Annotated in this window: 10 protein-coding genes and 1 tRNA gene; 8 read left to right on the forward strand and 3 right to left on the reverse strand. The window is 58.6% G+C overall.

What is annotated here, in order from left to right:
* Positions 1-10 precede the first annotated feature (10 nt).
* Positions 11-3,847 (forward strand): MFS transporter, encoded by a 3,837-nt coding sequence (locus tag LOC68_RS05580; protein WP_230216603.1) that lies wholly within the window; start codon positions 11-13, stop codon positions 3,845-3,847.
* Positions 3,848-3,850: 3 nt separating this feature from the next.
* Here the strand turns inward: LOC68_RS05580 and LOC68_RS05585 are convergent, their stop codons facing one another.
* Entirely contained in the window at positions 3,851-4,810 is a 960-nt protein-coding gene (locus tag LOC68_RS05585) for a hypothetical protein (RefSeq protein WP_230216605.1), read from the reverse strand.
* 294 nt (positions 4,811-5,104) lie between these two features.
* On the opposite strand from LOC68_RS05585, the gene LOC68_RS05590 reads away from it, so the two are divergent.
* A complete protein-coding gene (locus LOC68_RS05590) occupies positions 5,105-6,238 on the forward strand; it encodes a hypothetical protein (RefSeq protein WP_230216606.1) in 1,134 nt (377 codons plus the stop codon).
* Positions 6,239-6,276: 38 nt separating this feature from the next.
* Here LOC68_RS05590 and LOC68_RS05595 read toward each other — a convergent pair whose 3' ends face one another.
* Together LOC68_RS05595 and LOC68_RS05600 are read right to left on the reverse strand one after the other, a co-directional pair.
* Positions 6,277-6,573, reverse strand: coding sequence for a hypothetical protein (locus LOC68_RS05595; protein ID WP_230216608.1), 297 nt, complete (start codon positions 6,571-6,573; stop codon positions 6,277-6,279).
* 325 nt (positions 6,574-6,898) lie between these two features.
* Positions 6,899-6,980 (reverse strand) — tRNA-Leu (locus LOC68_RS05600).
* 179 nt (positions 6,981-7,159) lie between these two features.
* Between LOC68_RS05600 and LOC68_RS05605 the strand changes: the two genes are divergently transcribed.
* The 6 genes from LOC68_RS05605 to LOC68_RS05630 all read left to right on the forward strand — a co-directional run bounded on the left by LOC68_RS05605 (position 7,160) and on the right by LOC68_RS05630 (position 13,145).
* The gene (locus LOC68_RS05605; RefSeq protein WP_230216610.1) at positions 7,160-7,840 is read left to right on the forward strand and encodes an HAD family hydrolase; all 681 of its coding nucleotides are present in this window, start codon (positions 7,160-7,162) and stop codon (positions 7,838-7,840) included.
* A 175-nt stretch (positions 7,841-8,015) separates the two neighbouring features.
* The gene (locus tag LOC68_RS05610; RefSeq protein WP_230216612.1) at positions 8,016-8,708 is read left to right on the forward strand and encodes an NTP transferase domain-containing protein; all 693 of its coding nucleotides are present in this window, start codon (positions 8,016-8,018) and stop codon (positions 8,706-8,708) included.
* A gap of 93 nt (positions 8,709-8,801) precedes the next feature.
* Positions 8,802-9,545: a hypothetical protein gene (locus tag LOC68_RS05615; protein ID WP_230216613.1), complete on the forward strand. Its 744-nt coding sequence runs from the start codon at positions 8,802-8,804 to the stop codon at positions 9,543-9,545.
* Positions 9,546-9,690: 145 nt separating this feature from the next.
* Positions 9,691-9,936 carry a hypothetical protein gene (locus LOC68_RS05620; protein ID WP_230216615.1) on the forward strand — a complete coding sequence of 82 codons (246 nt, stop codon included), beginning with the start codon at positions 9,691-9,693 and terminating at the stop codon, positions 9,934-9,936.
* 138 nt (positions 9,937-10,074) lie between these two features.
* Complete coding sequence (locus LOC68_RS05625; RefSeq protein WP_230216617.1) at positions 10,075-11,832, forward strand: Nramp family divalent metal transporter; 1,758 nt, start codon at positions 10,075-10,077, stop codon at positions 11,830-11,832.
* A gap of 116 nt (positions 11,833-11,948) precedes the next feature.
* Positions 11,949-13,145, forward strand: a complete 1,197-nt coding sequence (locus LOC68_RS05630; protein WP_230216619.1) for a glycosyltransferase — start codon at positions 11,949-11,951, stop codon at positions 13,143-13,145.
* Positions 13,146-13,230 lie beyond the last annotated feature (85 nt).

The raw sequence follows: 13,230 nt of genomic DNA on the forward strand, positions 1-13,230 counted from the left end.
GCTATCCTCCATGAATTCTTACGCCGAGTCCTTGATTCAAGCTGAAGCGGAGAGCGACGCCAAACGCGACGATCTCTGGTCGACCAGCTTTCTTGGATTGGTCGTGACGCAGATGTTGGGCGCGGTCAACGACAACATCTTTCGTTGGTTCGTGATCGGCATCGGCAAAGAGCAAGCCGCACAGAACACCGCTTCGGTGCTGATGGCGGGGACCGCCTGTTTCGTGCTGCCCTATATCTTGTTCGCCGCGCATGCCGGTTACCTGGCCGATCGCTACAGCAAGCGAACGGTGATCGTGTGGTGCAAATGGGCCGAAGTGGCGATCATGTCGCTCGGCATCTTGTTCGTCCTCACCGACAGTTTTTGGTGGTTGTTGGTGACGGTCTTCCTGATGGGCGCCCAAAGCGCGCTTTACGGCCCGGCGAAACTGGGCGCCATTCCCGAAATGTTGAAGATGAAGCACATCTCTTCGGCGAACGGGATTCTCGGTCTGGGAACGGTTGTCGCCGTCGCGGTTGGAACTTTCCTCGGGAACTCGCTGAGCGATTGGACCGATCAAGGCACGACCAACATTGGACTAGCGGCGGCGATCTTGATTGGAACGGCGCTGGTCGGCGTTGGGGCGAGCTTGCTGATTCAGCCGCTGCCGGTCGCCAACGCCAACTTGTCGTTCCCGTGGAGTCCGATCGAAGCGGTCAAAGAAACGATCCACAACCTCCGCGTGCTGGGAGAAGATCGCGCCATCTTGCGAGTCGCGCTGGGAACGGCGTTCTTCTGGTCGTTGGCAAGTCTCGCGCAGTTAAATATTGACCAATTCGCCGCCGACGGCGGAACGACGACGCAGCAGCAAGTTGGGCCGCTCTTAATCGCGCTGGTCGCCGGTACGGCGGTCGGTTGCGTGTTGGCCGGATATTGGTCGCAAGGGCACGTGGAACTCGGCCTCTTGCCGCTGGGCGCCGCAGGGATGGCGCTCAGTTCGTTGTCGCTGTCGTTCGTCCATGGCGCGATCGTCAATCCGGACGAGACGTTGAACGCCGCTTATGGCATCACGTGCGCTCTACTATTCTCGCTCGGCGTCTTCGCCGGTCTGTTCGAAGTTCCGCTGGCGGCGTTCATGCAGCACCGGAGCGACCCACGGCACCGCGGCGTCATTTTGGCGGCAAGCAACTTTTTGACGTTTAGCGGATGCATGCTGGTCGCTATTCTTTTCATGGGGATGCGTTGGCAGATCTGGGAAGGTTCGGTCAACAACATCTCCGCCGCCCAGTACGAGGGAAGCCCCGAGTTTGAGGCTCGTCTGGCCCACGCGCTGGCGGTGCAAAAGAAGGAGTGGCGCGAAGGGGATCGCTCGGAAATCACGCAGGAGCAGATTAACCAGATCGCCGAGAGCGAAGACGAACGCCGTAAGGCGACCGCCGAGTTGCTTTGGGTCGAACTTTCGCAAAGATTCAAACTGGGAGATTCGGTTGACCGGAGCGACGTGCTCGACCGTTTTCCCGAAGATAAGCAGTTAGCGGCGGCCGTGTTTCAACAAGCGTCAGGCTTGCCGCTCTTTTCGTCTCGTTTCATTTTCCTGTTCTGCGGAATCGCGACCGTGCCGGTGCTGTGGTACATCCTGCGACTGATCCCGCAGCCGGCGATTCGTTTTCTCGTCTGGCTCGCCAGCGAAACGTGCTACCGGATCCGCGTTTACGGCCGCGAGAATCTGCCGGTCAACGGCGGGGCGCTGCTCGTCTCGAACCATGTCACGTGGCTCGACGGCATCTTGTTGTTGTTGACCAGCAGCCGTCCGGTCCGGATATTCGTCTGGGCGGGGAACTTCCAGAGCAAGTGGTTCCGCGAGTTCGCCGAATGGCATGGCGCGATCATGATCGACAACGGCCCGAAGGGAATCTTGAAGGCGCTCCGCATCGGCAAAGCGGCGATCAAGAACGGCGAATTGGTCTGCATCTTCGCCGAAGGGGGCATCACCCGCAGCGGTCAGGTGCAAGGCTTCAAACGAGGCCTGATGAAACTGGTTGAAGGGACCGACGCCCCGGTGGTGCCGGTTTACCTCGACGAGTTGTGGGGCAGCATCTTCAGCTTCTCCGGCGGCAAGTTCTTCTGGAAGTATCCGCAAGGTTGGCGGACTCCGATTTCGATTCATTTCGGCAAACCGATCGAGGCGCCATACGACGTGTTTAAGATTCGCCAAGCGGTGCAGCGACTAGGTTCCCATGCTTTCGCGGTGCGACATGATCGCGTCGAACCGCCGGTGCAGGGGTTCGTCAAGTCGTGCAAGAAGCGACTCTTTGTGCGGAAGGTCGCCGACTCGACCGGCGTCGATCTGACCGGCGGCAAGCTGCTGGCCGGCACGATGATCATGCGCCGGCTTCTCAACCGTCATGTGCTGGCCAGCCGAGAAGAAGAGCCGATGGTCGGCGTCTTGTTGCCGCCGACCGGCGCCGGGGTGATTGTAAACGCGGCGCTGGCGCTTGATCGCCGCACGACGGTCAATTTGAACTACACGGTCGGCAACGACGTCCTCAACTCCTGCATTCGCCAGGCTGGCGTCAAGCATGTGCTGACCAGCCGGAAGTTCATGGAGAAGTTCGACTACAAGCTCGACGCCGAAGTCGTGCTGCTCGAAGATTTGAAGACGAAGCCGACGACGATGGACAAAGTCGCGTGCGGCGCCGCGGCGTTCCTGACGCCGAGCCGAATCTTGAGCTGGCAGTTTGGTCTCGACAAGATCGAGCCGGAAGACCTGGTCACGGTCATCTTCACCTCGGGTTCGACCGGCGAACCGAAGGGGGTGATGCTGACCCAGGCGAACATCGCGTCGAACGTCCAGGCGGTCGACCAGATGGGGCACTTGCAGCACACGGACGTGATGGTCGGCATCCTGCCGTTTTTCCATTCGTTCGGCTATACGCTGACGATGTGGCCGGTCTTGGCGCTTGATATCGCCGGCGCATTCCACTTCAGTCCGCTCGAACCGAAGCAGATTGGCCAGCTGACGAAGAAGTTCGCCGGCACGCTGATGTTCTCGACGCCGACCTTCCTGCGCGGCTTCCTCCGCCGTGTTGAACCCGATCAGTTCAAAACGCTAGAAGTGGTGATCGCCGGCGCCGAGAAGTTGCCGGCTGATCTCTGCGACGAATTCGAGCAGCGGTTTGGCGTTCGCCCGGTTGAAGGTTATGGCGCCACCGAATGTTCGCCGCTCGTCTCGGTCAATATTCCGCCGAGCCGTTCGTTCGACAACTTCCAGCCGGACCGGAAGGAAGGGACGGTCGGACGTCCGATTCCGAACGTCTCGGCACGGATTATCGATCTCGATAGCCACGAAGAGCTCGACGTCGATCAACAAGGGATGCTGCAGATCCTGGGGCCGAACGTGATGCTCGGCTATCTCCACTTGCCGGAGAAAACGGCCGACGTCATTCATGAAGGCTGGTACACGACCGGCGACATGGCGGTGATCGACGAAGATGGTTTCATTCGCATCACGGGGCGGATCAGCCGATTCTCGAAGATCGCCGGCGAGATGGTGCCGCACATCCAGATCGAAGACGCGCTTGTCTCGACGCTAGGGCCGACCGAAGACGAACGGCCGCGGATCGTCGTTTCGGCCGCGCCTTGTCCCAAAAAGGGAGAGCGGCTGATCGTACTGCATACCGAGATCGACAAGACGCCGGAGCAACTGCGCGAAGCGCTGGTCGAACGTGGATTGCCCAACATCTTTATTCCGGCCCAAGACGCCTTTTACCAGGTGCCGGAACTGCCGGTCTTGGGAAGTGGGAAATTAGACCTGCAAGCGATTAAGCAAATGGCGCTGGCACAAGCCGCCGCTCATGCCGAGCGTTAATCGCTAGCGACGCAGGTCGGCCGTCCGTTTACGCGGGAAGGGCCCCGCGATTTCGACCGGAACGATCACCACCTCTTCCGGCTCCTCGGCCGAAAGGGGGCGAATGCCTTCGTTTCGTTGGGCGACGAAGGGGCGCGGCGAATCCTCATCCGTTGCGACGGAGGTCGTATCCATTTCGACTGCCTGGGCGCCAACTTTTTGCTGGGCAGCCTGACTTCGCTGGTAGACGCGGTGAGTCGCCTGGACGAATTGATCTCGCAGCGCGGGATCGATTTGCGTCAGCTTCTGCGACAAGTTCTGCATCCCGGTAAAGTTCTCTTCCGAGCTCTTCGAGATCTTGCCGAGAAACGCAGTCGTCTCGGCGAAGTTCGCGTCGGCCGTTTTGCCGATCAGCGGATGAAGCGTGCGGGCCAGCAGATCGGCGCCTTTGTGCTCAAATTTGACGAAGACGTCGAGTTGGTTCGAGACGAACGTCTTGTTCATGTCGGCCGGAGCGTAGCCAGTTTTCAGGACCAGCACGCACTTCGCATCAACTTTGCCGGGCGCCAGCGGACCTTCGTAGTAGCCGTTGGCGATCAGGATGTGCGTGTCGCGGTTGCCGTAAACCAGTTCCACATCGCTAACCGTACCGGCGCCATCTTTGGCGTGGAACGAGAACTGACCGGTTCGCTCAATCGCCACGTTGGTGATCCCCATCAAACGCCAGATGTTGACGATGATCTCGGGATAACGAACCAACAGCAAATAGAGATCGGGATCGCAATCGATCACTTGGACCGGCAAGCGGCGGAAGATGCTGGGGCTGGTGACTACATAGCGAATGTCGTCGCCGGCTTGCATCGTCAGCTTGTCGAACGGGATTTCGCGAATCGCAGCGTCTCGATCGCCTCGGTTGAAGGCGACCGTTTCGTTCGGATAGCCGGTAATTTCTTGCGCCGCCGCGACATGGGCGCAGCTGATCAATACGGCAATCGCCGCAAACCAACGTCCTGCACGTACATATCTTTGGTTCGCGATGCAAATGGCATCTCGGACTCTGCGCGTCATACGTCCCCCGGAAGCAGGTCGACCTCGCCGACTGGTAATCTGTTTCGATCCTGATGGTAATTCGGCTTAGGGAGGGGGGATTCCTCAGTCAAACTCGCCGCGTGCGCCGAATCCCTATGAATGCTAGCGGCGCCAGCGCCGAATCGCCCTTGTCGCTGGCGGCGTCGGCGATATCATCTCGACTCGCATGCGCCACTTTCGGGCCCAGATATGTACCAGCTCTTATTCAGCCCACGAGGCCTCGCCTCACTATTGATCGTCGCGATCGCAATCGTCGGCGCTGCGCCCTATATCTGCGCTTCGTATCTCCAGTCCTATGCCGACGCTCAGCTTGCGCAAGCGCCGGACGATGATATTGAGTTCTATTTGCGCCGGCAGCTTGAGATTTCCAGCCATCCGGAAGAGGATTTGATCGATGCGCTTAGTAGCGAGCGGGCGCCGCTGGCGCTGGCCGCGACGAACGTATTGAAACAAAAGCGGGGACGGTGGCGAGATCAAGCGGCGATTCGCTATCGCGACGAAGCGATCGAAATCGCCGTGCAGTTGTCCGCTCGCTGGGAACAGCTATCGCCGACCGCTCGTCAGGCTGCAGTCCATTTGGCCGAAGATGTCGCAACTTGGAATCTCGGACTCGAACCGGAGGAGTCGCGGCAGTTCAACGAAGCGATCGATCAGATCCTGCGGCGGTCGGCCGCGGCAAGTCCCGCCGATGATTCGCGACCGCTACTTTCTGCGCTGACGATGTTGCCCCCGCCGCAGCAGAGCGCTCGCCCTCACGAATATGAGACGCCTGAACAGATCGCCGCGGCGCCAGGAGGCTATTTATCGGTCGTTCCAGAGCATCCTGACGCGAAAGTCGCTCGCCAATTGCATGCCCCCAGCGGATTCCCTTCGGCCGCGGCGCTCACCAGCAAGCCGATTGATCCGCAGGGAAACAATCGCGAGCCGTTCGGCTCGACGGGAAGTATGGGGATCGCTCCAGGCGTTTTGCCAGAGTCGGCGCGTCCTAGTTTTCCGACCGATTTGACGAAACTGGCAGATGTCGACGTCATGCATTGGCTGCATGACTCGCGACCAGAAGTGATCGAGCTCGCCGAAAAGGAATTGCTCCGTCGACGGTTTCAGCCGTTTGAACTCGATATGGCCCGCAAGCTGACGAGTCCCAGCGTACAGGATCGACTTCGGCTGGCGAAAGAATTGTCGATCGAGACCGATTTCGACCGGAAGATGTGGCTGGTCGAACTAGCGCATGACGTCGACGCCGACGTACGGATCGTCGCTCAAAAACAGCTCATGCAATTGCGCATCACGGATCGCGGCGCCCCTGCTGAAACGCCGCGATAAACGTTCGTTCGATATCAAGAAGCGGACGCGCGTCGAGATTAGGTTAGCTTGACCAGCTTCTCGAGCGCTTCTTTCGCGCGGGCGACGCCGCCGATTTGTTCGACGAATTCCTTGGTCTTCATCAGGTCGTCGATGGTCAACGCGCCGGTCTTGGTTGCGCCGCTCTTCCGTTTATCCATCGAGAGGATGGTGCTGACGTACTGCGGGGTGACGCCGGGGAGTTGCTTTTTGAGCGCTTCGGAAATTGCGGAAGGTCCGGCCGAAGGATTCTCGGCTTTATATTTACGAATGGCATTCGCTTTGTTGCCTTTGGCGGCGGCGGCTTTTTTCGCCATGACGAAGGAGGCTCCGAGTTGATGTGCGAGTATCGAAGGAGAAGATAAGTCTGCCAGTCGTCAAACCGAGAGGTGACCTAAGTTAGGTCTAACTGACTCATACGTATCGTTCTAACACAACATATTATGTAGTATGTGCAAGCAGCTATCTACCGCCCCTCGGTAGATACTGGCGACCCCTCAGATAGCTGTACGCCAAGTGGAGTGTACCAATCAATTCAAAAGATGTGCTTTTGACGATAGGTGTCGCCGGCGCTCGAGTGGACTTACCCCCTCTGTCGGCGCAAGAAAAAAGGCTGGCGAGCGGTCGCCAGCCGTAGCGTAGTGGGGATGACAGGAATCGAACCTGCACTCCGTGAGGAACTAGAACCTAAATCTAGCGCGTCTGCCAATTTCGCCACATCCCCATACTCTGATGTCAGCGTTTCCCTTCAGGGAAGCTTTGAATTCTAGCATTCTCGCGACTGCGCACAACTCCGCCCTGGCGTTCAGCTCCCCTATGTTCCAAGGGAGATAAAGTCGACAATAGTCGATTCGGAACCGGCGCTACGGCGTACGTTTGCAGAATAGGCGTTAGGAAAATAGCATGAGTTTGCGCGCAAAAAGTAACATCGACGCTGTCGTATTTGACATGGATGGCCTGATGTTTAACACCGAACTCTTATACCCCCAGGTATCCTACGAATTGCTAAGACGGCGCGGGCACAAACTGGAGCCGGAACTCACCAATGCGATGATGGGACGCCCCAGTCGGGACGCGTTTCGCATCATGATTGAGTGGCACCAGCTCGAAGATACGCCCGACAATCTGGCGGAAGAATCGGATCAGATCTTCGTCAAGATTCTGGACGAACATCTCGCGCCGATGCCGGGGCTGATGGCGCTGCTCGGCGCTTTGGAACAGGCCGCCGTTCCCAAGGGAGTCGCCACGAGTTCAGGACGTCCGATGGCGGAGAAGATCTTGGGGACGTTCGACATTCTCCCCCGACTCAAATTCCTGCTCTGCGGAACGGACGTCGAGAACGGCAAGCCGAATCCCGAGATCTATCTGCTAGCAGCCGAGAAGATGGGAGTCGCGCCAGATCGCATGCTCGTGCTTGAGGATAGTCATACCGGCAGTCGCGCGGCGATCGCCGCCGGCGCGTTTGTAGTCGCTACGCCGGGAGATCATAGCCGCCATCATGATTTCTCCGGGACGCGGTTCGTCGCCGACACGCTGGCTGATCCGCGGATCTATGAAGCTCTAGGAATGCCACGTGCTATCTAGCCGTTCTGTTTCTCTTGACCCATTTTTCCTGGGGGTGCTACATTAGTCGCACGGATGACGGTCTCAAATAATCTTGCCGGCAAAAACTTCCAAGGACGCCGAAATGCTGAAAAACCTCGCCATTCTTCAGATTGATACCGTCAACCAAGAGGGCGCTTCAGCACGAAGTCGAATAGTGCCGTCTCGCTTGGCGCAGCGGATGATCGGCGGCAAGCCGTTGATCGAATGGCTGATTCGGCGTTTGGGAGAAGCGCACGTTGACGGCGTGATGGTGGTTTTGCCGGAGGACGCCGATACCAATGCGTTGCTACCGCTGATTCCGAGCGATACGCCGGTTCATATCAGCCGCAAACAAGATTCGCTCGGTCGATTGGCCGATGCGATTCGCGAATATCAGCCGCGCGGAGTCGTTCGCATCCCGGTCGAAAACCCGTTTGTCGATCCGGCTCTGATCGATCGCCTGCTCACGAACGCCGCGATGTTTGAGAAATGCGACTATGTCGCCTATCGCTGCGAAAACGGCAGCGCCGCCGCCGCCTCGCCAGTTGGTCTGTTCGCCGAATGGTATCGCGCCAAAGCGATCCTGAAGGCGGATGAAATTGTCGAAGACGCCTCAGAGCGAGAAAACGTCAGCGCGGCGATTGCGGCCCAACCTGACTGGTTCCCGCAGCACTTGTTGCCGGTTCCGAGCCAACTGGAAGGCGCTGACGTTCGCTTGTCGGTGATCGACGAAGAAGACTGGGAAAACGCCCTGGTGATCGTCGATGCGATGCGTTGTCACGATCTGGCTTGGCAAGATGTCGTGCGATTCATTCGCGAAACGCCTCATCTGCGGCAGCGGATGGAGACGATGAATCAAGTTGGCTAAGCGTTCGCGGACGCCGCTGCGTGGTCCCGTGAAATAGCTGGATAAGTTTCGCCAGGCTCGGGTAAGGCCGGCGACTTTGTCAAAACGGAGCGAATGGAGTCGCTCGCGATGGAAGACGGAGAAGGGTACGCCGACGAGTGGATCGTCTCAGCCGGCGCCGGGCTAGCAAGCCGTTTAACGATCGTCGTTGACCCGAAAAACTCGCTGTTTGACGCCACCGTCGGACAGCGATGGCTTTTTCAATTGATCGGCGCTCAGCGTGAAGAGGCCGATTTCGCCGCCTTCTTTGCGCAGTGGTCGTCCGACTATGCGCCTGCCATCTGGCGCGGCGAGCGTCCTTATTGGGACGCGATGAAAGAGTATCTGTGCGGCAAAGGTCTCTCCGGCGGGCACGTCGACGAACTTTGGCGGGCCGCTTCGCGCAAATTCCCCGAGTTGGAATTCGGCGGGAAGACTTCCCCCGAAATCTTGCAGATCCTCGACAAAGTTCGGGAGTACGGCGTGCAGCTCATTGCGCTGTGGGAGACGACGCAAGCGGTCGATTCCCGACTGCGGGAACAGGCCTGGGTAAAAACATTCGACCAGGTCATGGCGACGCATGAGTTGGGCTGCGACGCCGGCGATATCGCGGCGTATCAGCGACTGCGTGGGCAGATCGGCGATTCGGTTTGCGTGATGCATAGCGCCGACGCACGCTGTATCACCGCCGCTGCAAAGGCAGGTTGGCTGACGCTAGCAATCGGCCGCAATGTTCCCGCTGCGGCGTCGGTCTCGCTGATGACCTGGGCCGATCTGATCTCGTGGGCGGCGCTGCGAGGCAATTGTCAGGCCGCGTAGTAGCATCGCTGTCGTCGAATATTCCGGAAAATCGGTACAACCGGAATAAGTTCTCTAATTTCCACAATCGGAAACTGCCGATCGTGTTGGTACGGGCGCATAGCAATGCGCTCCTTCGCCAGTTTCGATTCGTGGAAGTAACGCAATGAAAAAATTGCTCGCTATCCTGTTGGCCGCGACTACTATCAGCGCCGGACTTGGGTGCACGATGTGCGCTCATCCCAACGACTATTGCTACGCTGTCTACGACGAAGCCCACGCGTATGGTCATCGAGCCGGCTCGGCTTTTAGCCCGGTCTCGTATAGCAGCGGCGAAACGACCGAGTCGGTGCTGGAAACGGTCGATACCGACGCCGTTTATGATGAAGAATACTACGAAGTGGGAAGTTAGCTTCCTTAATATGCCTGTGTGGCATTTTATTCTTCCCAAGCCGGGGCGCATGCGTTAGTCTCGTAGGTTCGCAGCCGTCGCAATTCTTTGCGCGCGGTGGTCACCTCTTGATTCACGCCCCAATTAGTCAGTCCCCGCTTGAGTACCACCCTCCCCGAAACCTCTTCCCAGCTGGAAGAGGATCTGCTTCGTATTGAAACGCCCCCAGAAACTCTCGGCGCCACTTTGCGCCGGATTGGGCCGGGTTTGATCGTCGCTGGCTCGATTGTTGGATCGGGCGAACTGATCGCGACCACCAAAGCAGGCGCGGAAGCCGGCTTCTGGCTGCTCTGGCTGATCATGATCGGCTGCGTGATCAAGGTCTTTGTGCAAGTCGAGTTCGGCCGCTACACGATCTACAGCGGCAAAACGGCGTTGTACGGCATGAATGAAGTTCCCGGCCCGGCGATCTCGTATCGGCTGGTGACGCCGGCGCGGGTCAACTGGTTGATGATCTATTGGTTCATCATGACCGCCGCCAGCATCGCCCAGTTGGGCGGCATCGTCGGCGGCGTCGGCCAAGCGCTGCAGATGGGGCTGCCGCTCACCGAAAAAGGACGTTACTACAACGAGTTCGGCGATTTGCAGACCCGGATTCGGGTGACCGAAACGTTGATCGGCCGCGCCGCGGAGCGAAGCGATGCGGAAGAAGAAGCCGCTCAAAAAGCGACGCTGGCGAAACTGGAAGGCGAACTTGATGAGCAGGGGGCTCGCTATTTGGCGCTGCGACTCGCGATCCAAGAGGAGAGCAGGACGTTGGCCGCGCTCGATCCGGCCAGCGCTGAAGCGGAGAATCTGCAAGCCGAATTGAAGGCGCAGAAAGACGAGCGGAAAGCGATTCAGAATAACATCGAACCGATCGATGATGAGATCTGGGCGGCAGTCTTGGGGATTGGGACCGCCATTCTCTTGCTGGTCGGACGCTATCGTTTCATCGAATCGATTTCGACCGCGCTGGTTGCGTCATTCACGTTGGTCACCGTCGGCAATCTGCTCGCGCTGCAGCTCAATCCTGACTGGGCGGTGACGCCGCAGGAGTTTTTGCGGGGGCTCAGCTTCCGCTTTACGCCGGAGTCGGAAGCGATCGGCGTTTCGCCGCTGATGACGGCGCTGGCGACCTTCGGCATTATCGGGGTCGGCGCTACGGAGCTGATCGCCTATCCCTATTGGTGTCTGGAAAAAGGTTACGCCCGCTTTACCGGTCCACGCGACGATTCGCCCGAGTGGGGCGAGCGCGCCGCAGGCTGGATGCGGGTGATGCGCTGCGACGCGTGGTGTTCGATGATCGTCTACACCTTTGCGACGCTCGCCTTCTACCTGCTGGGAGCGGCGATTCTGGGGCGGATTCACTTGATTCCGGAAAGCTCCGAAATGATCCGTTCGCTCAGCGTGATGTATGAGCCGGTCTTCGGCGCGTACGCGCCGCCGATCTTCCTGTTCGGCGCGTTCGCGGTCCTCTACTCCACGTTCTTTGTGGCGAACGCATGTCACGCGCGGGTGAACGCCGACGGCTTACAGATCTTCGGCATGCTGGGACAAGGAGACGCGACCTATCGCGCCGGCGTGAAGTTTTTGTGCGGCTTCTTTCCGCTGATCTGCATTGTGATTTACATCGTTTATCCCCATCCGACCTTTCTGGTAATTTTCAGCGGGATGATGCAGGCGATCATGTTGCCGATGCTCTCGGCGGCTGCGTTGTACTTCCGCTATTACCACTGCGACAAGCGAATCGCTCCCGGCATCGCGTGGGACATCTGCTTGTGGCTGTCAGCGATCGGAATGTTGATCGCCGGCGGCTATCTGGCCTATGCGAAGACGCCGGAGCTGGTCAGCAACATCGTCAATCTGTGGAATTAGGCCGGCTTCCCCCGGACAACCGCTACAACCGGACATTCGCGAGAATCCCCCCAGCGCCGCACCGGATGGATTCTATATTTTGGTGGACGATTGTTTTCTCCCCCGGAATGCTCGCGATGGACAGCCCCACCAGTTCGCCCTCGGCTGACAACTTTCACAGCGTTTACGTCGACGCAGTACCGCCGACGTTGCCTGCGCAGAAGGCGGAAGTTGGTCTGAAGAAAGTGCTCCATCTGATCAATGGCGAGCACTACTCCGGCGCCGAGCGCGTGCAAGATTTACTGGGGCTTCGTTTGCCGGAATTCGGCTACCACGCCGACTTCGCCTGCGTCAAACCGGGGAAGTTCGCCACGTCGCGACGTGCGACGGAGTGTCAGGTTTTTGAATTGGCGATGCGACATCGCTTTGATCTATGGCGATCGCGCGACGTCGTGGGGCTTGTTCAAGAACATGGTTATCAAATCATTCACGCGCACACGCCCCGGACCGCCCTGTTGGCAATGTTGGCGGCACGTTCGTGCGACGCGCAGTTCGTCTATCATGTTCACAGTCCGACTTCGCGCGATTCGACCCGCCGTCTGACCAACTGGATGAATCAGCAAGTCGAATCTTGGGCGATGTTCCAAGCGGCTCGCCTGATCACTGTTTCCAACAGCCTGAGTCGTCACCTCGCGCAGCTTCATGTTCCAATGACGAAAGTCCGCGTCGTCCATAATGGCGTTCCGTCGCTATCTGACGTTCCACAGCGCGATGCGCCTAACGGATCGTGGACGATTGGCTGCGTCGCGCTCTTCCGGCCTCGGAAGGGAATTGAGGTCTTGCTGCACGCTCTCGCCAATTTGCGTGGGCAAGGTCACGACGTTCGTTTGCGAGCGGTCGGGCCATTCGAGACGCCTGAGTACCAGCGCGAAATCGAAACGCTGGTCGCCAAATTGAATTTGCAGCACGCGATCGACTGGGTTGGTTTCACCCAGGATGTGAATCGCGAATTGTTTCAGATGGATCTGTTCGTCCTCCCCAGCCTGTTTGGGGAAGGGCTGCCGATGGTGGTGCTGGAAGCGATGGCGGCCGGCGTGCCGGTGATCGCATCAGACGTCGAAGGCGCCTGTGAGGCGATTCAGCCAGGATTCGATGGTTTGTTGGCGATTCCGGCCGATGTCGACGACCTGACGATGAAGATTTCGTCGGTCGTTTCGGGAGAAGTTGATTGGCTATCGCTCCGTCAGACGGCTCTTCTGCGACAGCGCGAATCTTTCTCGGACCGGAGCATGGCGGGTGGAACCGCCGCCGTTTACGACGAACTGCTCGGCTAGACTCCCGTTTTTCTCGCAATTTGCTCGCTGCGCGTGACCAAACGTGTCACGCGCCATTCGTACGCTCGACCTTTGGGAAAAGCTC

This window comes from Blastopirellula sediminis, from assembly GCF_020966755.1.
Lineage (GTDB): Bacteria > Planctomycetota > Planctomycetia > Pirellulales > Pirellulaceae > Blastopirellula > Blastopirellula sediminis.